Source organism: Ramlibacter albus, from assembly GCF_014297445.1.
Taxonomy (GTDB): Bacteria; Pseudomonadota; Gammaproteobacteria; order Burkholderiales; family Burkholderiaceae_C; genus Ramlibacter; species Ramlibacter albus.
In genome coordinates, this window is record NZ_JACORU010000008.1 from 193,701 (window position 1) to 212,113 (window position 18,413).

Below are 18,413 nucleotides of genomic sequence, written 5' to 3' on the forward strand. Positions count from 1 at the left end.
GAGGGCATGAAGACCCTCAAGATCGACTTCGTCTCCGACGTGGCCTGCCCCTGGTGCGCCATCGGCCTGGCCTCGCTGGAACAGGCGCTGCAGCGCGTCGAGGGCGACGTGAAGCCCGAGATCCACTTCCAGCCCTTCGAGCTGAACCCGCAGATGGGCCCCGAGGGGCAGGACGTCACCGAGCACCTGACGCAGAAGTACGGCAGCACGCCGCAGCAGCAGGCGCTGGCGCGCGAGAACATCCGGCAGCGCGGCGCCGCGCTCGGCTTCGAGTTCCGCGCCGAGGGCCGGGGGCGCATCTGGAACACCTTCGACGCGCACCGCCTGCTTCACTGGGCCGGCCTGCAGTCGCCCGAGAAGCAGCACGCCCTGAAGAAGGTGCTGCTGAAGGCGTACCACGGCGAGGCGCGCAACCCGTCGGACCACGAGGTGCTGCTGGCCGCCGCGAAGGAGGCCGGCCTCGACGAAGCCGAAGCGAAGCTCGTGCTCGAATCCGGCCGCTACGCGAACCAGGTTCGCGAGGCCGAACAGGTCTGGACGCAGAACGGCATCCACGCCGTGCCGTCGATCATCCTGGACGACAAGTGGCTGATCCAGGGCGGCCAGCCGCCGGAGATCCTGGAGCAGGCCATCCGGCAGGCGGTGGCGGAGCAGGGCGCCTAGGCAGGCTGCTCGCGCGACCGTTCGTTGACGGTCATCCAGAAATCGTGCACCTGCCGCATCTTGCGGCGCAGCTCATCGAAATCGGTCGCCTTGCGCACGTAGCTGTTGGCGCCGTTCGCGTAGCAGGCGGCGATGTCGTTCTTCTCGGTGGACGACGAGTGCATCACCACCGGGATCGTGGCCGTGCGCGGGTCCTGCCGGATCGCCTTGAGCACGTCCAGGCCGTGCATGCGCACGAGCTTCATGTCGAGGATGACCACGCGTGGCTGGCGCGCGACGTCGCGGCCGGCGTAGGTGCCGCGGCCCAGCAGGTAGTCGAGCGCTTCCACGCCGTCGCTGGCGGTGTGCACCAGCGACGGGTCGCAGCACTCGCCCAGCGCGAGCACGGTCAGTTCGAGGTGGTCGGGGTTGTCGTCCACCACCAGGATCGAGGCGTCTTTCATGGACGCCGCATTTTCGGCGCGCGCGCGGCGCGCCGCAAGTTCAAGTGCGTACCTCGATCCGGCGCGGGCGGGCCGCCTCGGTCTTCGGGATGGTCAGCCGCAGCACGCCGTCCTTCAGCTGCGCGTCGATGGCGGACGTGTCGAGCTCGCGGCTGAGGGTGAACTGCCGCCGGTAGGCGGCGTACTGCGCCTCGCCATAGACGAGCTCCATGTCCTGCGGCCCGTTGCCGGGCACGTTGCCTTCGATGAGCAGGTCGTCGCCGTCCACGCGGACGGTCAGGCCCTCGCGGGCGACGCCGGGCAGGTCGGCGAGCAGGGTGATGCCGGACTCGTCCTCGAACACGTCCACGGGCGGGACCACGTAGGGCTGCTGGGGGGTGGTGACTTCGTTGGCCATGGCGGTGCCTCCTTCAGTTCACTTCGATGCGGCGCGGCTTCGATGCCTCGCGCTTGTGCACGGTGATGCGCAGGATGCCGTCCCGGTACGTGGCGTCCACGCGCTGCGGGTCGGCCTCGTCGGGCAGCGTGACCACGCGGCGGAAGCGCCCGGCGAACCGCTCGCGCGCGTACACGCTTGCGCGGCCGCGCTCGTCCGGCGGCAGGGCGCTCTTGCGCTCGCCGGCGACCGTGAGCAGCCCCCGGTCGAGCGTGATCTCGAGCGAGTTCGCGTCCAGCCCCGGCGCGAGCGCCTGGATCTCGATGGTCTCGGCGGTGCTGCCGACGTTGAGCACCGGGAAGGCCGCGCCCGGCAGGGCACGGATGCTGGCCCTCTCGTGGGGCCGGAAAGCCTGCTCGAGGATTCCCTGCAGGCGGTTGAGCTCCGCGAACATGTCCGCGGAGGAACGGAAGGTGCCGGTCATGGCGGTTCCTTTCTTCGCGTGGATAAGGCGAACCTGAATTAGGGGCTGCCCCCAGCGCCTTCAAGACCCGCGCGAAAGCAGCACCGGCAGCGCCGAGCCCAGCATGGCCAGCCCGGCGGCCGTCAGCAGGCCCAGCACGACCTTGCGGAAGCCCAGCTCGCTGATCCCGAGGTAGATCTTCCGGCCGGCCAGCGAGGGCAGGATGATCGCCGGCACCACGATGGCGAACACCGGCAGCATGTCCCGGGTGACGATGCCGGTGCCGACGTAGCTGGCGAAGGTCACCGCCAGCGCGGCCAGGTTGAAGTTCTGGATGATCGAGCGCTGCTCGTCCTTGTCGAAGCCGCGCAGCGTGCACCACAGCGTCGGCACCACGCCGGTGGAGCCGCCCAGGCCGCCCATCACCCCGCCGAGGGCCCCGGCGATGCCGTCGGCCACCCGGCCGCCGTGCGTCACCTTCGGCAGCTTCGGTGCGAAGAACATCAGCGGGCAGGTCACGACGAGGATCGTGCCCAGCACGGCCTTGTACATCGGGATGTCCAGGTGCGGCAGCAGCCACAGGCCCACCGGCAACCCCGCGATGGCGCCGAGCAGGAAGGGCATGACGGCGCGCCAGCCGAAGCCCCGGCGCGTGCTGATCATGGTGAATACCTGGCCCGCGAGGGCGCCGAACACGCCGAGCGTCGCGGTCAGCCGCGGGTCCAGCACCCAGGCCCAGATCGCGATGGAGGTCATCGCGAACCCGAAGCCGGACAGGCCCTGGACGAAGGCGGCGACGACGGCGCCGAGCAGGATGACAGCGAGGTGGTCCATGCGACGGCCGAGCTTAACCTGCGGGCAGCGCCGCGGTCGCGCGGGTGACTGCGCCGGCTGCTTCGCCCCGTGCACTTGACGCAGGTCACGGCCGCGCCGGCGGCAAGCTCCTAAGGTCGCAGGCATGGACTTCACGCCCTCGGCAACATCGCGCGAATGGCTGGCGCGGCTGCAGGATTTCCTCGCGCGCTACGTGCTGCCGCACAACGCGGCGTGGCAAGGCGATGCCGCGAAGGGCGTGTACCCGGCGTTCATGCAGGACCTGAAGGACCTCGCGCGCGAAGAAGGGCTTTGGAACCTGTGCCTGCCGATGCTTGCTGAGGGCGAGCCGGGCACGCGCCTTTCGAATCTCGATTACGCGCCGCTCGCCGAGGCGATGGGTCGCATCCCGTGGTCCGCGGAGGTCTTCAACTGCAGCGCGCCGGACAGCGGCAACATGGAGCTGCTGCAGCGGCATGCGACGCCCGTGCAGCGCGCGATGTGGCTGGTGCCATTGCTGGAAGGCGAGATCCGCTCCGCGTTCGCGATGTCGGAGCCGGACGTGGCGTCGTCGGACCCGCGCAACCTGCAGACGGAAGTGCGGCGCGAGGACGGCGACCTCGTCGTGCACGGGCGCAAGTGGTTCATCACCGGCGCTGCGCATCCGAATTGCCGCTTGATCATCGCGATGTGCCGCAATGCGGGGGCCGATGCCGGCGCGTCGCACGGGGCGCACAGCCTCGTCCTCGTGCCCCTCGACACGCCCGGCGTGGAGGTGGTGCGCAACATCCCGATCATGCAGCACGCGTCGCTGGACGGGCACTGCGAGATCGTCTTCCGTGCCGCGCGCGTGCCCGAGGCCAACCTGCTCGGCGGATGGGGCGAGGGCTTCGCGCTCGCGCAGTCTCGGCTGGGGCCGGGGCGCATCCACCACTGCATGCGCACCATCGGGCAGTGCGAGCTGGCGCTGGAGCTGGCGTGCGACCGCGCGCTCGAGCGGCGTGCCTTCGGCACTGCGCTGGCGCAGCAGGCGAACGTGCAGGAGTGGATCGCGCTGTCGCGGCTGGAGGTCGACCAGGCGCGGCTGCTCGTGCTGCGCACGGCCTGGGCGCTGGACAACGGCATCCCCGCGCAGCAACTGCGTTCGGACATCGCGGCGATCAAGGTTGTGGCGGCGCGCTTGCAGGTGCGTGTGGTGGACCGTGCGATGCAGGTGTTCGGCGCGATGGGCCTCTCGCCCGACACGCCACTCGCGTGGCTGTGGACCTGGGGCCGCGCGCTGCGCTTCATGGACGGGCCGGACGAGGTGCACCTGCGCACCATCGCGCGCTGCGAGTTCGACAAGGCGAGGGAGCGGGGCGGCAGCAGCGCGGACTACTTCACCACGCCGGAGCAGATGGCGCAGGAGCCGCGGGTTCGCTAGAGCTTCACGCCGCGGCGGCCGGCCATCTCTTCTCCCATGGCCTTGACCGTGGTTGCATCGAGCATGGCGCGAGCGGCCGGGTAGGCGATCTTCTCCTCGGCCGCGATGTGGCCGTCGTAGATCGACGCGAACCCGTCGAGCGCCGCCTCCTGCACGGGTGCGAGTGACGTGATCTCCCCGCGGGCGATGCCGTCCAGCACCACGCGCACGTCGGCCCACCGCGTCTCCATCTGCACGTGGTCGAGCTGCAGGCGGCTGACGGTCGCGACGACCTCGTCGCTGGCGCTCGCGAGCAGCGGCGGGAACACGTGCAGCTCCTCGTCGCGGTGATGCTGCGGCGCGGCCTGGTCGAAGTACTTCATCACGTCGCGCGCGGCCTGCCGCGCCTGCTCGTCGGCGCCGTGGCCGGGCAGGTGCTCGCGCAGGCGGCGCAGCAGGTCGAGCATGCGGTGAACGCGCTCGTGGCACGCCTCCATCATCTCGAAGGGTTCGGCGAATGTCGGCATCTCTCGTTCAACCTTCCCGGCCGTCGGCCCGCGGGCGGCCCCACCAGCTGGCGTAACGCAGCCCCCATGCGATCATGACACCGCACCACACGACGGCGGCGAGCAGCAGCAATGCCTGCACGGGCGCCGCGGACATCGCGGCGGCGATGCGCAGCAGCACGGCGGCCTGCAGCACCCAGAACAGCGTCCACACGAGGTTGTCCGCGACGAGGCTGCGGCCGCTGTGGCCGCAGGAAACGCGCGTGACCATCGCGAGCATCAGCGACCCGAGGCAGCCCATCGTCACTGCATGCAGCCACGCGAGCGGCAGCACCGGCGACGCCGCGAAGACGCCGGCCACTCGCGTGATGCCGCCCAGCACCAGGCCGATGCCCAGCCAAACGAAACCCAGGTGCAGCATCGCGAGCAGCCGGATCTTCAGGCTTTGCACCAGGCCCCAGCGGAATGCCAGCCAGGCGAGCAGCGAACCCGCCGAAATCTCGACGATCGCGCGCTTGCCCATCCAGGCGCCGCTGGACGTGACGAAGAGCTCGATCCACACCGTGGCGGCTTCGAAAGCCGCCGTGCCCAGCAGCAGCGCCAGCACCCAATTGGGCCGCCATGTGTCGGCCATCGGCACGGCGTTCGACGTGAAGAAGGGGATCATGCGGTGCGCGACCGTCACGTACACGGCGACCACGAAGCCCCAGAGCGCGGTCTCGACGAACGCGATGCCGAGCGCCGGTTGGCTCAGGGCGACACTCACGCCCAACCCGGCCACGCAGGCGCAGCCGACGACCAGGGCGGTAGCGATCGCCTTGGCATGCAGGCGCTCGTGGCTCGGGCTGGTTGCGAGCAGCCGGACAAACCGCACCGTGACGGATGCGAGCCCCCACGCCACGCCCATGAGCCCGCCGCACGCCACGACCCAGTGCGTGTGCGCACCCGCGAGCCACAGCAGCCAGCCGGCGGCTTGCGCGCCGAGCGCGGGCAGCACCTCCTCGGCGGAGGGCGGATCCACGTTCAGCCAGCGCGGCCCGGCAGTGAAAAGGAAGCCCGCGAAGAAGAGCGGGATGAACCCGAGCGTCATCACCGCCGCATGCGTGAGCGTGGGCATCACGGCGTAGGGCAAACCCAGGCCGGCGAGCCTGTCGAATTGCACCAGCGCCCACCATGCGGCCGACGCCATCAGCACGACGGTCGCGAGGAAGAACGCCAGGCGATGCGGCGCACGCAGCAGGTGGCGCAGGCGCCAGCCGTCTTGCTGCGAGACGCCTTCCGCCTGGAAGAAGACCGCGCTCACACCCGGCCTCCGTTCACCCGCAGGTCCCCACGTGCCCGCACTGCGTGCAGAAGTCGCACCCGTCCTTGCGGATCATCGCGTGCGCGCCGCACTCGGGGCACTTGCGCCCCGCCATCTGCTGCGTCGCCACCACCACCGGCGCGGGCTCCGGCGTGTCCAATTGCGCCACCGGCTCGCCCTTGCGGCGCGAGATGATGTTCTGGATGGCGTAGGCCAGCGCCGCCACTTCCGAGTCGTGCCACAGCGGCACCTGCGTGCCGTCCGCGCGGGCGTAGGTGCCCAGCCGCACCGGGCCGCGGTCCCACGCCACCTTGCGCATGTCCGTGAGCGCGCGCTCGAGGAAGCCGCCACGCGCGGCCAGCGACAGCAAGCGCATGCTCGACGTGATCCACTGCTGCGACTCGCCGCTCTGGCCCACCGGCATGAAGAACTCGATCGCGCGCTCGCGGCCGTCGTCCAGCGGCAGGAAGGACACGACGATGTACGTGCGCTGCACGCCCTGGTTGGTCCAGTACTCGATCTTCTCCACCACCGCCGGCAGCGAGCCGTGCGGGCGGCTTTCGATCACCGAGCGCATCGGGTCGGCTGTCGCGCGCGCGGCCTGCGCGCCTTCGGGTTCGCTCGCGCCCTTGGGCGTGGCTTCGAGCACCGCGCCGAGGATGTCGTTGGGTCGGTAGGTCGCCAGGCCTTTCAGCCCCGATTGCCATGCTTCGCCGTACAGGCCCTTGAAGTCCTCGTACGGGTAGTCCGCCGGCACGTTCACCGTCTTGGAGATGGCCGTGTCGATGAAGGGCTGCACCGCCTCCATCATCGCGAGGTGGCCCGCGGCGCTCATCTGCAGCGCCGACACGAAGTAGGGCGGCAGGTGCGCCACGTCGCCGCCGAGGTGGCGGTACAGGCGCCAGGCGTGGTCTTCCACGTCGTATTCGCTCGTGGTGCCGTCGTGCTCGCGCTTCTTGCGGCGGTAGGTCCACGAGAACGCGGGCTCGATGCCGTTGGAGGCGTTGTCGGCGAAGGCAAGGCTCACGGTGCCGGTGGGCGCGATCGACAGCAGGTGGCTGTTGCGGATGCCGTGCTCGCGGATCTGCTGCTTCAGCGGCTCGTCGAGGCGGCTCGCGAAGGTGCCGTTCTCCAGGTATGGCGCCGCATCGAACAGCGGGAACGCGCCTTTCTCCTTCGCGAGTTCCACCGACGCTGCGTACGCCGTGTCGCGCATGCTGCGCGCAATGCGTGCCGCCATTTCGCGGCCTTCCGGCGCGTCGTAGCGCAGGCCCAGCATCACGAGCGTGTCGCCAAGCCCTGTGAAGCCCACGCCGATGCGCCGCTTGGCCTGCGCTTCCGCGCGCTGCTGCGCGAGCGGCCAGTGCGTGAGGTCGAGCACGTTGTCGAGTGCGCGCACCTGCGTCGCGACCGCGAGCGAGAACCGCTCGAAGTCGAATTGCGGGATGCCGCCGAAGCCGAAGGGGAAGCGCACGAAGCGCGGCAACACCACCGGGCCGAGGTCGCAGCAGCCATAAGGCGGCAACGGCTGCTCCCCACAATTGTGTACGTAAAGGCCATTGGCATCGAAAGCATGTACGTCAGCGACAGTCACGTCGTACACGGCTTCTTCGCCGTCCGGTTCGACGGATGCCACTGTCGCCGTGAAGCGTTCACGATTCAGCACGCGCGTGTAGCTGGCCAGCGTTTCTGCCAGGCGGTGCGCCTTGGACGTGTCGGCGAATCCGACGCGCTCGGCGAATGCGCGGATGTTCTCGCCGGAGACGCAAAGCTCATGGAGTTCGAGGCAGTCGTACAAGCGCATGCCCCCACGCCCGTCAGGCATCGCCTTCGCCATGGCAGGTTTGCGAGCCCGATAGATTGTGCTTGCGATGCCTAACCGGAGCAGCATGCGCTGTACCGCATGCAGCAGTTCAAGGTTCGCCTGCGTAAGGCGCACACTGACGCCTTTCTGCTGCGAGCCTTGCACGGATCCATCAGCATCGAAGAGGCCGCGCAGAAAGCCTGAAGTGAATTCACTTGACCGGCTCTCGACAGCGGGCGTGACGGACTTGTCCCCCGGGTGCATGCCGAGGGAGAACGCAAGGTCACGCAATGCAGCGGACGCCATCCGTGCTTCGCCTTTGCCGCCCGCCACCGGGCGCTGGAAGCCTCGAAAGTCCGCGCGGTGCGGTAGCGTCGCAGCCGCAGCCTCCGCTTCGGCAATGATCCCGGCGGCGCCGGTGAGTTCGTAGGCCGGCGCGCCATGCGCCACTTGCTTCAGCTCGGGAGCCCATACGGCAATGATCGCCTTGTCCGCCTTCAACGAGCCGTCGCCGACCAGAAGACCCATGAGGTACCCTTCTTCACGGGTGCCAAGGCCATCCCAGCCTGCGAGGCCGCGATGATCGTGCAGCATGACTTCATCGCCAGGCTGCAGCGCACCAGCTGCGACCCATTCGACTTGCATCGTGTAGCGCGTCTGCTTGGAGACCCTGCGCACTCGATGATCAGCCGTCAGGCGCAGCTGGAAGCCGCGCTCTGTCTTCAGGCGGACGATAGGCTTGTTCCCGGTGCAAAAGAATCCGTCGCTCGAAACGGGGAAAGCCTTGCCATCGACAACCGCGGCGAACGGCTTCCCGACAAGGTCTGCGACGCGTGACGGCCCATCAGTCGTCATCACCCACGTATCCGCCGTCACGCAGGGGTTCGTCGCGTTGATCCGCTCCGCATACCGCAGGTTGTTCTCGCGGTTGATCGTGTCGGTGAACAGGATGCCGGGCTCGGCGAAGTCGTAAGCCGACTTCATCACCGTATCCCACAACTCGCGCGCATTCACCGAGCGATACACCCACAGGCCGTCGGGCCGGACATGGGCACCCTGCGCGATGAGCGCCGCGCCCGGCTTCGCACGATGCACCAGCGGCCACTCGCCACCGGCCTGCAGCGTGCGCATGAATTCGTCGGTGACGGCGACCGACACGTTGAAGTTGTTCCACCGCCCCGGCTTGCGCTTGGCGGTGATGAACTCCAGCACGTCCGGGTGGTCGATGCGCAGCACGCCCATCTGCGCGCCACGGCGCGCGCCGGCGCTTTCCACGGTGGCGCAGGAGTGATCGAAAACATCGATGTAGCTGCAAGGCCCCGACGCAAGCGAAGCCGTTGCGCTCACCTCCGCGCCACGAGGACGGATGCGCGAGAAGTCGTAGCCCACGCCGCCACCACGCCGCATCGTCTCCGCGGCTTCACGAAGCGCTTCGTAGATGCCCGGATAGCCCTCATCGTCAGTGCCCTGGATGCAATCACCCACCGGCTGCACGAAGCAGTTGATCAGCGTGGCCTGCAGGTTCGTACCTGCGGCGCTCATGATGCGGCCCGCCCCGATGCCGCCATTGTTCAGGTTGTCGAAGAAGCGCTGCTCCCACTCCGCGCGCAGCGGCTCGGCCTCCACGCTCGCGAGCGCCTTGGCGACGCGATGGAACAGGTCCTGCTCGGTGGCTTCGCCGGGCTTGAGGTACTTCTCGCGCAGCACATCCAGGCCGATGGGCTGCGCGGCAAGCACGGGCAGTGCGCCCGGATCGGGTTCACGCTTCATCTTCTTCTCTCCTTTGTCGTGTTGTTCAGGCCGAAGCAGCAGTTGCCACGGAGGTGCCCATGAGCCAGTCGATCAGGTCGCGCACGGGGCGGATCTCCGAGCCGAACGGCAAGCGGCCCGCACCCCGGAAGAATAGGCCTTTGCGCGTATCCCCGCTGGCGGCATAGCCAAGCACCTTGTCGATGCAGAACTGCCCCCAGTCGGCCTTGCCGTCGCGCAGGCCGCACTGCGCCAGGCAGTCGAAGAACATGTTGCAGCGGTCCTTCACGTGCGCCACGGCCTGCAGCTTGGGCAGCACCCGGATGTACTTGTCCAGCCACGGCGTGCGCACCGCGCGCGCGGGCAGGCCGGCCACGCTGGTGAACTCGACGATGTCCTCGGGCTGCGCGTTCGCCAGCACCTTCTTGAACTCGATGTCGGCGTCCGACTCCTCGGTCACCGCGAAGGCCGTGCCCAGCTGCGCCGCCGCGGCGCCCAGCTTCTGCAGCTCGCGGATGTCCTGCTGCGTGGAGATGCCGCCCGCCGCCACCAGCGGGATGCGGTTGCCGATCCCCGCCTTGTGCATGAACTCCAGCACCTCGGGGATCACCACGTCGAAGTCGAAGCGCCGGTCGCCCAGGTCCGCCACCTTGGACGCGCCGAGGTGCCCGCCCGCAAGCCGCGGGTGTTCGATGACGATGGCGTCCGGCAGGCGGCCCTTCTTTTCCCATTTGCGGATGATGAGCTGCACGCCGCGCGAATCCGACAGGATGGGGATGAGCGCGACGTCGGGGTGCTCCTTCGCGAGGTCCGGCAGGTCCAGCGGCAGGCCCGCGCCCACCACCACGGCGTCCACGCCGCTTTCCAGCGACTGGCGCACGTACGCTTCGTACTCGCTCACGGCGCGCATCACGTTCACGGCGATGCGCCCACGCCCTTGCGAGAGGTGGCGCGCCCGCGCGATCTCGCGGTCCAGCGCTTCGAGGTTGGCCTCGTTGATCCGCTCGCGGGCCTCGTCGCCCTTGAGGTGCTCGGTCTTCGCCATCAGGTCGGGGTGCAACCGCCGCAGGTCGACGGACGAGATGGTGCCGATACCGTTGAACGAAGCCACCGTGCCTGCCAGCCCGCCGGCGGAGATCGCGACGCCCATGCCGCCTTGCACGATGGGGATGAGCTCGTGGCCGCGCAGCTTCCACGCGGCAAGGGGGGCGGGCTGGGGGCTGGGTTCGGTGTCGGGGAGGGCTGCCGGGGCGGCGTGGCCCCAGCCGAGGTCGTCGCCCGAAGAGATTCTGTCCATCATGCTCCACTTCGTGCCGTGATGACCGGCACCAGCAGTGGAGGCTAGGGCAGGCGGCGCGATGCCGCCTTGCGCCCCATCAAGTTTGCGTCAGCGCAGCACCAGCACCGGCACGTCGCCGTGCGTCAGCACGTGCTGCGTCTCGCTGCCCAGCAGCAGGCGCTTGATGCCGCGGCGGCCGTGCGAGGCCATCACGACGAGGTCGCACTTGTGCTTCTTGGCGGCCGCGAGGATCGCCTCCGCGACGAGGTCGCTCTTCGCGATGATCGCCTTGGACTTCACGCCGGCGGCTTCGGCGGAGGCCTGCGCGGACTGCGCCAGGGCATGGCCCTTGTCGGACCACTGCTTCTCGACACGGGCCACCTGGTCCGGCGAGGTGGAGATGGCGCCTTCGAGGTAGCTCACGGGGTAGCGCGGCACCACGTTCAGGGCGACGAGCTCGGCGCCCGTCGTCTTCGCGAGCTCGATCGCGCTTTTCACGGCCTTCTTCGACAGGGGGGTGCCGTCGGTGGGGACCAGGATGCGTTGGTACATGATTTCCTCCTGCCTTACTTGGCCAGCAGCACGGGCACCTGGGCGGCGGTGACCACTTTCTGCGCCACGCTTCCCATCAGGGCGCGGCCCACGGGCCCGTGGCCGTGGGTGCCCATCACGATCATCTGCGCGCCTTCGCGCTTCGCGACGTTCACGATCTCGTCGGCGGGCGAACCCACCACCCAGCGCGCCTTGTGCGCGATCTTGTGGCGGTTGAGGAACTTCTCGATCGGGTCGAGCACCTTGGCCGCTTCGTCGCGGTGCCAGTCGGTCACCGCGGCGCTGCCCACGAGCGTCTTCACGCGCGGCGGCACGGCCGCCTGCACGTTGATGACGACCACTTCGTCGTCGCCCGCGAGCTCGTTCGCGGTGAGGAAGGCCAGCGCCTTCTTCGTGTACTTGCTGCCGTCTGCTGCGAGCAGGACTTTCATCGTTTCTCCTTGGTTGCCTGAGGTGAGTCTCGCGCCGCGCGGGGCCGCGCCGGTTGACATGTGTCAAGCGATGGAACTTCGCGCGGCATTTGCCTATCCTTGGAACATGCGCAAGACATTTCTCGCACTCGTCGCATGCCTCGCGTGCGCCCTGGGGCACGCGGGCGGCGCCATGGGCCCCGCCGCATTGCAGGCGAGGCACCAGGCACTGGCCCCGCAACTCGCCGACAACCCCTTCGGCGCGCAGCTCGCCCTGCAATCGCAGGAGGCGCGCAACCGGCTGGAGGGCGACGTGTACGCCGTGCTGGACCACCCGCTCGATGCCGTTGCGGCCGCCCTGTCGGAGCCGGCGCGCTGGTGCGACGTGCTCATCCTGCACCTGAACACCAAGTACTGCCGCCACGAGCATGAAGCGGGCGACGCGGTGCGGCTGGACGTGCGCGTGGGCAAGAAGACCGAGCAGGCGCTGGGCTCGGCCACGCGCGTGCAGTTCGAATGGCAGCCGCCGCAGTCGCGCGCCGGCTACTTCGTCGCTTCGATGGCTGCGCCGGACGGCCCCTACGACACGAACAACTACACGCTGCTCGTCGAAGCGGTGCCGCTCGATGGCGGCCGCACCTTCCTGCACATGGGCTACGGCTTCGGCTTCGCGGGCGCGAGCAGCTTCGCGATGAAGATGTACCTGGCCACCATCGGCGCCGGCAAGGTGGGCTTCAGCACCGCGGGCACGCCGCCGCAGCTCGTGGGCGGCATGCGCGGCGTCGTCGAGCGCAACACCATGCGCTACTACCTCGCCATCCGCTGCTACCTCGACAGCCTGAAGGTGCCGGCCGCGCAGCGCGTGGACCAGCGCTTCGCCGCGTGGTTCGATGCCACCGAGAAGTACGCCCGCCAGCTGCACGAGGTGGACCGCGAGGAGTACCTTCGCATGAAGCGCAACGAGTACGCGCGGCAGGTCGCCGCCCGCTGACCGGGCGCGCTTGACGCAGCTCAAGCCAGGGCGCCCGGCGCGCCCTTAGGCTTGGCCGCATGTCTATAGCCGTCCTCGCCCTGGACGACCGCACCGAATGGGAGTCCTTCAGCCGCGAGCTGCCCTCGCGCGCCGGCTGCTGGGAGTCGTACCTCGCCATCGAAGGCATCCACTGCCCCGCCTGCTCGCTCACCATCGAGCAGGCGCTGCTGCCCCTGCCCGGCGTGGCGCAGGTGCAGGTGAATGGGTCCACGGCCACGGCACGCGTCGTCTGGTCGCCCGAGCAGGGCAAGCCCTCGCAATGGGTCGAAGCGCTGAAGCTCGCCGGTTACGGCGCGCTGCCCGCGGGCGACGTGCTCACCGCGGCACCGCGCATCGCGGCGCAGCGCAAGATGCTGTGGCGCTGGCTCGTGGCCGGCTTCTGCATGATGCAGGTGATGATGTACGCGGTGCCCGCGTACACGGCCGCACCGGGCGAGATCACGCCGGACCAGCAGGCGCTGCTGCGGTGGGCCTCGTGGATCCTCACGCTGCCGGTGCTGCTGTTCTCGTGCCAGCCCTTCTTCGCCTCGGCGCTGCGCGACCTGCGCGCGCGGCGCATCGGCATGGACGTGCCGGTGGCGCTGGGCATCGTCATCGCGTTCGCCGCGAGTTCCGTCGCCACGTTCGACCCGCAGGGCGCGCTGGGGCGCGAAGTGTGGTTCGACTCGGTGACCATGTTCGTGTTCTTCCTGCTGTCCGGGCGGCTGCTCGAGCAGCGGCTGCGCAGCCGCACCGCGGGTTCGCTGGAGGCGCTGATGCGGCGCCTGCCGGACGTGGTCGAGCGACGCCGTGACGATGGCGAGTTCGAGTCCCTGCCGGTGCGCCGCATCGCCGTCGGTGATGTGATTCGCGTGAAACCCGGTGAGGCGTTCCCCGCCGACGGCACCGTCGCCGAGGGCCAGAGCCAGGTCGACGAAGCGCTGCTTACCGGTGAATCGAAACCGGTGGCGCGCCGCCCGGGCCAGCCTGTCGTGGCCGGCAGCCACAACCTCGGCGGCACGCTGCTGGTGAAGGTGGACCGCATCGGCGCGCAGACGCGCTATGCCGAGATCGTGGCGCTGATGGAGCGTGCTTCCGTCGAGAAGCCGCGCCTCGCGCAGCTCGCGGATCGCATCGCGAGCCCCTTCCTGCTCGCCGTGCTCGTCGCTGCCGGCATCGCGGCTGCGATGTGGTGGCCGCAAGGCCCCGCGCACGCTTTGGGCATCGCCGTGGCCGTGCTGATCGTCACTTGCCCCTGCGCGCTGTCGCTCGCAACGCCCGCGGCCACGCTGGCAGCAGCAGGCGCGCTCGCGCGGCGCGGCGTGCTCGTGCGCCGGCTCGAGGCGCTCGAGGGCGCCGCGTCAACGGACACCGTGGTGTTCGACAAGACCGGCACGCTCACCGAGGACCGCATGGCCGTCGGCGACGTCCACACGCGCAGCGGCACCACGCGCGAGGAAGCGCTGCGGCTCGCCGCCGCACTCGCGAAGCATTCGCTGCATCCCGCCTCGCGCGCCATCGCGGCGGAAGTGACGGCCGGTGGCTGGGCCTCGAACGCGGTGCACGAAGTGCCCGGCGAGGGCGTGCAGGGCATCGTCTTCGGCGACGGCGGCTGGCAGCCGCGCAAGCTGCGCCTGGGTTCGGCCGGCTTCTGCAACGCGCCGCTCGCCGCAGACGAACAAAGCGCGCAAGTGCACCTCGCCGACGAAGACGGCTGGCTCGCCACCTTCACCCTCGCGGAAACCATGCGCGAAGGCGCGGCCGAAGCCGTCGGCGCGCTCAAGCGGCAGGCGATCGGCGTGCAGCTGCTCTCCGGCGACCGCACGGCGGCCGTGCGCCGCCTCGCCTGGCGCTCGGGCATCGAATCGAGCTGGGGCGAGCAGTCCCCGGCCGACAAGCTGGAACACGTGCGCGCCCTGCAGCGCGATGGCCATCGGGTGGCGATGGTGGGCGACGGCATGAACGACGGCCCCGTGCTCGCGCGCGCCGACGTTTCCGTGGCGATGGGGCATGCCGTGCCGGTCGCGCAATCGAAGTCCGACTTCGTCGTGCTCGGCTCGCAGATGCTTGCGATCCCGCAGCTGCTGTCGCATGCGCGACAAACCCGGCGCATCGTGCGCCAGAACCTGGCCTGGGCCGCGGCCTACAACGCGGTCTGCGTGCCGCTCGCCTTGCTTGGCTACATGCCGCCCTGGCTCGCGGGGCTGGGCATGGCCGCCAGCTCGCTTTTCGTCGTGGCCAACTCGGCCCGGCTTGCAAGGATCAAGGACTGAAAACCATGGACATCCTCTTCATGCTCATCCCCCTGTCCGTGGTGCTCGCGCTGCTGATCCTGGGCGCGCTCGGCTGGGCCGTCTGGCGCGGCCAGTTCGACTCGCTCGAAGCCGAAGGCGAGCGCATCCTCCACACCGATTGACTTCCATCAAAGGCAGGTCCTGTCACTCGCAGGACACTCGACGGCATCCGGATTCACAGGGTGCTCCATGACTGACTACAACTCCAAAGCCGCTGCCGCCTACGACGACACCGTCGTGCGGCAGTTCTCGCTGGCGGCCGTGCTCTGGGGCGTGGTGGGCATGCTCGTCGGCGTGTTCATCGCGGCCCAGCTCGCCTGGCCCGAGCTCAATTTCGGCGTCCCGTGGCTGAGCTACGGGCGCTTGAGGCCACTGCACACCAACGCGGTCATCTTCGCGTTCGGCGGCTGCGCGCTCTTCGCCACCAGCTACTACTGCGTGATGCGCACCTCGCAGGTGCCGCTGTTCCTGCCCAAGCTCGCTGCCTTCACCTTCTGGGGCTGGCAGCTCGTGATCGTCGCCGCGGCCATCTCGCTGCCGCTCGGCTACACGCAAGGCAAGGAATACGCCGAACTCGAATGGCCGATCGACATCCTCATCACGCTGGTGTGGGTGGCCTACGCGGTCGTGTTCTTCGGCACGGTGGGCACGCGCAAGGTGCGCCACATCTACGTGGCCAACTGGTTCTACGGCGCGTTCATCCTCGCCGTGGCGCTGCTGCACCTGGTGAACAGCGCCGCCGTCCCCGCCGGCTTCATGAAGTCCTACTCGGCGTACGCCGGCGTGCAGGACGCGATGGTGCAGTGGTGGTACGGCCATAACGCGGTGGGCTTCTTCCTCACCGCGGGCTTCCTGGGGATGATGTATTACTTCGTGCCGAAGCAGGCCGAGCGCCCGGTGTACTCGTACCGGCTGTCCATCGTGCACTTCTGGGCGCTGATCTTCACGTACATGTGGGCGGGCCCGCACCACCTGCACTACACCGCGCTGCCGGACTGGACGCAATCGCTCGGCATGCTGTTCTCGCTGATCCTGCTGGCCCCCAGCTGGGGCGGGATGATCAACGGCATGATGACCCTGTCGGGTGCGTGGCACAAGCTGCGCGACGACCCCGTGCTGCGCTTCATGATCGTGTCGCTGTCGTTCTACGGCATGAGCACGTTCGAGGGCCCGATGATGTCCATCAAGACCGTCAACGCGCTCTCGCACTACACCGACTGGACGGTCGGCCACGTGCACAGCGGCGCGCTGGGCTGGGTGGGCCTGATCTCCATGGGCTGCCTCTACTTCCTGATCCCGCGCCTGTTCGGCCAGAAGAAGATGTACTCGGTCAGGGCCATCGAGGCCCACTTCTGGATCGCCACGCTCGGCATCGTGCTGTACATCGCCGCGATGTGGATCGCCGGCGTGATGCAGGGCCTGATGTGGCGCGCCATCAACGGCGACGGCACGCTGACCTACACCTTCGTGGAATCGGTGAAGGCGACCTATCCCTTCTACGTGATCCGCGTCATCGGCGGCCTGATGTACCTGGCCGGCATGCTGATCATGGCCTGGAACACCTGGATGACCGTGGCCAACGGCCGCGCGGTGCGCGTGTCGATCCCGGCCGCCGCGCAAGCCGCCTGAAGGACCTGACGAAATGAGCAACGACAACACCCCCGTGGCGACCTTCTCGCACGAGAAGATCGAGACCACCAACTTCCTGATGATCGTGCTGATCCTGCTCGTGGTCGCCGTCGGCGGCCTCGTGGAGATCGTGCCGCTGTTCTTCCAGAAGAGCACCACCGAGGCCGTGCAGGGCGTCAAGCCCTACACCGCATTGCAGGTCGCCGGCCGCGACATCTACCTGCGCGAGGGCTGCTACAACTGCCACAGCCAGATGATCCGGCCCTTCCGCGCCGAGACGCTGCGCTACGGCCACTACTCGGTGGCGGGCGAGTTCGTGTTCGACCACCCGTTCCAGTGGGGCAGCAAGCGCACGGGCCCGGACCTGCACCGCGTGGGCGGCAAGTACAGCGACGAGTGGCACCGCCTGCACCTCGTGAACCCGCGCGACGTGGTGCCCGAGTCCAACATGCCGGCCTACCCGTGGCTCGAGAAGAACGCGGCCGATGCCGCCACGATCAGCGCGCACATGAAGGCGCTGCGCACCGTGGGCGTGCCCTACACCGACGAGGAGATCGCCAAGGCGCCCGCGGAGCTGAAGGGCAAGACCGAGATGGATGCGCTCGTCGCGTACCTGCAATCGCTGGGGAGGGCCCTGAAGTGAGCTTCGACGTCAACACATTGCGCGAGATCGCGACCGTCGTGAGCTTCGCCACCTTCATCGGCATCCTGGGCTGGACGTGGTCGCGCCGCAACAAGGCCGGCTTCGACGAGGCCGAGCGCCTGCCGTTCGAACAAGACTGAGGGAAAACAAGATGAGCGATTTCACCAGCGGTTTCTGGTCCCCCTACGTGGCGGGCCTCACCATCGTGGGCATCCTCGGCTGCCTGCTGTTGCTGTGGGTCACCTCCCGCAAGAAGGTGCCCGCCAGCGCCGACAACACCACCGGCCACGTGTGGGACGAGGACCTCACCGAGATGAACAACCCGCTGCCGCTGTGGTGGGTGTGGATGTTCATCTTCACCGTCGTCTTCTCCTTGCTGTACCTCGTGGCGTTCCCGGGCCTCGGGTCCTACGAGGGCAAGCTGAACTGGAGCACGCGCGCCGAGTACGAGCAGGAGATGGCCACGGCGAAGAAGGAGCTGGAGCCCCTCTATTCGCAGTTCACCGCGAAGAAGGTCGAGGAGCTGTCCGGCGACCTCACCGCGATGGCCATCGGCGAGCGCCTGTTCATGAACAACTGCGCGCAATGCCACGGCTCGGACGCGCGCGGCGGCAAGGGCTTCCCGAACCTCACGGACGGCGACTGGCTGCATGGCGGCTCGCCCGAGAAGATCGCCGAGAGCATCACCAAGGGCCGCAAGGGCAACATGCCCCCGATGGGCGCCGCGGTGGGCGGCGCGGACGACGTGAAGAACGTCGCGAACTACGTCCTGTCGCTGTCGAATGCGCCGCACGACTCGGTGCGCGCGCAGCTGGGCAAGTCCAAGTTCACGGCGTGTGCCGCGTGCCACGGCGCCGACGGCAAGGGCAATACGATGATGGGCGCGCCCAACCTCACCGACGACACCTGGCTGCACGGCTACGGCGAGCAGGCGATCATCGCGATGATCAACAACGGCAAGGTCAACGAGATGCCGGCGCAGGAGGGCAAGCTGACCGCGGCGCAGATCCATGTGCTGGCTGCGTATGTGTGGGGGCTGTCGCACAAGGGGCCTGCGGCGAAACCCTGAAGG

General features: G+C 68.8%; 19 protein-coding genes. 9 read left to right on the forward strand and 10 right to left on the reverse strand.

Annotation, left to right across the window (positions count from 1 at the left end):
* The first annotated feature begins 6 nt into the window (after positions 1–6).
* The gene (locus H8R02_RS21025) at positions 7–663 is read left to right on the forward strand and encodes a DsbA family oxidoreductase (RefSeq protein ID WP_187083448.1); all 657 of its coding nucleotides are present in this window, start codon (positions 7–9) and stop codon (positions 661–663) included.
* Here the strand turns inward: H8R02_RS21025 and H8R02_RS21030 are convergent.
* Genes H8R02_RS21030 through H8R02_RS21045 form a run of 4 tightly spaced genes read right to left on the reverse strand, consistent with a single transcriptional unit; the run spans position 660 to position 2,779 of the window.
* Positions 660–1,106: a response regulator gene (locus H8R02_RS21030; RefSeq protein WP_187083449.1), complete on the reverse strand. Its 447-nt coding sequence runs from the start codon at positions 1,104–1,106 to the stop codon at positions 660–662. The genes H8R02_RS21025 and H8R02_RS21030 overlap by 4 nt on opposite strands.
* Positions 1,107–1,146: 40 nt before the next feature.
* Complete coding sequence (locus tag H8R02_RS21035) at positions 1,147–1,503, reverse strand: Hsp20/alpha crystallin family protein (RefSeq protein WP_187083450.1); 357 nt, start codon at positions 1,501–1,503, stop codon at positions 1,147–1,149.
* A gap of 13 nt (positions 1,504–1,516) precedes the next feature.
* On the reverse strand, positions 1,517–1,966 hold the full coding sequence (locus H8R02_RS21040; protein ID WP_187083451.1) for an Hsp20/alpha crystallin family protein: 450 nt from the start codon (positions 1,964–1,966) through the stop codon (positions 1,517–1,519).
* 60 nt (positions 1,967–2,026) lie between these two features.
* Positions 2,027–2,779, reverse strand: a complete 753-nt coding sequence (locus H8R02_RS21045) for a sulfite exporter TauE/SafE family protein (protein ID WP_187083452.1) — start codon at positions 2,777–2,779, stop codon at positions 2,027–2,029.
* 124 nt (positions 2,780–2,903) lie between these two features.
* Between H8R02_RS21045 and H8R02_RS21050 the strand changes: the two genes are divergently transcribed.
* A complete protein-coding gene (locus tag H8R02_RS21050) occupies positions 2,904–4,181 on the forward strand; it encodes an acyl-CoA dehydrogenase family protein (RefSeq protein WP_187083453.1) in 1,278 nt (425 codons plus the stop codon).
* Here H8R02_RS21050 and H8R02_RS21055 read toward each other — a convergent pair.
* The 6 genes from H8R02_RS21055 to H8R02_RS21080 form a co-directional block, all read right to left on the reverse strand.
* Positions 4,178–4,687, reverse strand: a complete 510-nt coding sequence (locus H8R02_RS21055; protein WP_187083454.1) for a hemerythrin domain-containing protein — start codon at positions 4,685–4,687, stop codon at positions 4,178–4,180. The two genes, H8R02_RS21050 and H8R02_RS21055, sit on opposite strands and share 4 nt — an antisense overlap.
* 7 nt (positions 4,688–4,694) lie before the next feature.
* Positions 4,695–5,969, reverse strand: a complete 1,275-nt coding sequence (locus H8R02_RS21060) for an NnrS family protein (RefSeq protein WP_354004956.1) — start codon at positions 5,967–5,969, stop codon at positions 4,695–4,697.
* 13 nt (positions 5,970–5,982) lie between these two features.
* Positions 5,983–9,543 carry a ribonucleotide reductase barrel domain-containing protein gene (locus tag H8R02_RS21065; RefSeq protein ID WP_187083455.1) on the reverse strand — a complete coding sequence of 1,187 codons (3,561 nt, stop codon included), beginning with the start codon at positions 9,541–9,543 and terminating at the stop codon, positions 5,983–5,985.
* A gap of 25 nt (positions 9,544–9,568) precedes the next feature.
* A complete protein-coding gene (locus H8R02_RS21070; RefSeq protein ID WP_255429460.1) occupies positions 9,569–10,822 on the reverse strand; it encodes an NAD(P)H-dependent flavin oxidoreductase in 1,254 nt (417 codons plus the stop codon).
* 87 nt (positions 10,823–10,909) lie between these two features.
* Positions 10,910–11,353, reverse strand: a complete 444-nt coding sequence (locus tag H8R02_RS21075; RefSeq protein ID WP_187083456.1) for a universal stress protein — start codon at positions 11,351–11,353, stop codon at positions 10,910–10,912.
* A gap of 14 nt (positions 11,354–11,367) precedes the next feature.
* Positions 11,368–11,784 carry a universal stress protein gene (locus tag H8R02_RS21080; RefSeq protein WP_187083457.1) on the reverse strand — a complete coding sequence of 139 codons (417 nt, stop codon included), beginning with the start codon at positions 11,782–11,784 and terminating at the stop codon, positions 11,368–11,370.
* Positions 11,785–11,890: 106 nt separating this feature from the next.
* On the opposite strand from H8R02_RS21080, the gene H8R02_RS21085 reads away from it, so the two are divergent.
* The 7 genes from H8R02_RS21085 (at position 11,891) to ccoP (ending at position 18,410) form a co-directional block, all read left to right on the forward strand.
* Positions 11,891–12,754 carry a hypothetical protein gene (locus tag H8R02_RS21085; RefSeq protein ID WP_255429461.1) on the forward strand — a complete coding sequence of 288 codons (864 nt, stop codon included), beginning with the start codon at positions 11,891–11,893 and terminating at the stop codon, positions 12,752–12,754.
* 59 nt (positions 12,755–12,813) lie between these two features.
* Positions 12,814–15,048, forward strand: coding sequence for a heavy metal translocating P-type ATPase (locus tag H8R02_RS21090; RefSeq protein ID WP_187083458.1), 2,235 nt, complete (start codon positions 12,814–12,816; stop codon positions 15,046–15,048).
* 5 nt (positions 15,049–15,053) lie between these two features.
* The gene (ccoS, locus tag H8R02_RS21095) at positions 15,054–15,191 is read left to right on the forward strand and encodes a cbb3-type cytochrome oxidase assembly protein CcoS (protein WP_187083459.1); all 138 of its coding nucleotides are present in this window, start codon (positions 15,054–15,056) and stop codon (positions 15,189–15,191) included.
* 67 nt (positions 15,192–15,258) lie between these two features.
* Positions 15,259–16,698, forward strand: coding sequence for a cytochrome-c oxidase, cbb3-type subunit I (gene ccoN, locus H8R02_RS21100; RefSeq protein ID WP_187083460.1), 1,440 nt, complete (start codon positions 15,259–15,261; stop codon positions 16,696–16,698).
* A 13-nt stretch (positions 16,699–16,711) separates the two neighbouring features.
* Positions 16,712–17,341, forward strand: coding sequence for a cytochrome-c oxidase, cbb3-type subunit II (ccoO, locus tag H8R02_RS21105; RefSeq protein WP_187083461.1), 630 nt, complete (start codon positions 16,712–16,714; stop codon positions 17,339–17,341).
* Complete coding sequence (locus H8R02_RS21110) at positions 17,338–17,481, forward strand: cbb3-type cytochrome oxidase subunit 3 (RefSeq protein WP_187083462.1); 144 nt, start codon at positions 17,338–17,340, stop codon at positions 17,479–17,481. The genes ccoO and H8R02_RS21110 overlap by 4 nt, the downstream gene beginning before the upstream one ends.
* An 11-nt stretch (positions 17,482–17,492) precedes the next feature.
* Positions 17,493–18,410: a cytochrome-c oxidase, cbb3-type subunit III gene (gene ccoP / locus H8R02_RS21115; RefSeq protein WP_187083463.1), complete on the forward strand. Its 918-nt coding sequence runs from the start codon at positions 17,493–17,495 to the stop codon at positions 18,408–18,410.
* Positions 18,411–18,413: the final 3 nt, after the last annotated feature.

Coding starts and splice junctions, on each gene's coding strand:
- H8R02_RS21055 (WP_187083454.1), bottom strand. CDS start 4,687: ATGCCGACATTCGCCGAACCCTTCGAGATGATGGAGGCGTGCCACGAG.
- H8R02_RS21085 (WP_255429461.1), top strand. CDS start 11,891: ATGCGCAAGACATTTCTCGCACTCGTCGCATGCCTCGCGTGCGCCCTG.
- H8R02_RS21045 (WP_187083452.1), bottom strand. CDS start 2,779: ATGGACCACCTCGCTGTCATCCTGCTCGGCGCCGTCGTCGCCGCCTTC.
- ccoP (WP_187083463.1), top strand. CDS start 17,493: ATGAGCGATTTCACCAGCGGTTTCTGGTCCCCCTACGTGGCGGGCCTC.
- H8R02_RS21040 (WP_187083451.1), bottom strand. CDS start 1,966: ATGACCGGCACCTTCCGTTCCTCCGCGGACATGTTCGCGGAGCTCAAC.
- H8R02_RS21050 (WP_187083453.1), top strand. CDS start 2,904: ATGGACTTCACGCCCTCGGCAACATCGCGCGAATGGCTGGCGCGGCTG.
- ccoN (WP_187083460.1), top strand. CDS start 15,259: ATGACTGACTACAACTCCAAAGCCGCTGCCGCCTACGACGACACCGTC.
- H8R02_RS21080 (WP_187083457.1), bottom strand. CDS start 11,784: ATGAAAGTCCTGCTCGCAGCAGACGGCAGCAAGTACACGAAGAAGGCG.
- H8R02_RS21075 (WP_187083456.1), bottom strand. CDS start 11,353: ATGTACCAACGCATCCTGGTCCCCACCGACGGCACCCCCCTGTCGAAG.
- H8R02_RS21090 (WP_187083458.1), top strand. CDS start 12,814: ATGTCTATAGCCGTCCTCGCCCTGGACGACCGCACCGAATGGGAGTCC.
- ccoO (WP_187083461.1), top strand. CDS start 16,712: ATGAGCAACGACAACACCCCCGTGGCGACCTTCTCGCACGAGAAGATC.
- H8R02_RS21030 (WP_187083449.1), bottom strand. CDS start 1,106: ATGAAAGACGCCTCGATCCTGGTGGTGGACGACAACCCCGACCACCTC.
- H8R02_RS21035 (WP_187083450.1), bottom strand. CDS start 1,503: ATGGCCAACGAAGTCACCACCCCCCAGCAGCCCTACGTGGTCCCGCCC.
- H8R02_RS21070 (WP_255429460.1), bottom strand. CDS start 10,822: ATGATGGACAGAATCTCTTCGGGCGACGACCTCGGCTGGGGCCACGCC.
- ccoS (WP_187083459.1), top strand. CDS start 15,054: ATGGACATCCTCTTCATGCTCATCCCCCTGTCCGTGGTGCTCGCGCTG.
- H8R02_RS21025 (WP_187083448.1), top strand. CDS start 7: ATGAAGACCCTCAAGATCGACTTCGTCTCCGACGTGGCCTGCCCCTGG.
- H8R02_RS21065 (WP_187083455.1), bottom strand. CDS start 9,543: ATGAAGCGTGAACCCGATCCGGGCGCACTGCCCGTGCTTGCCGCGCAG.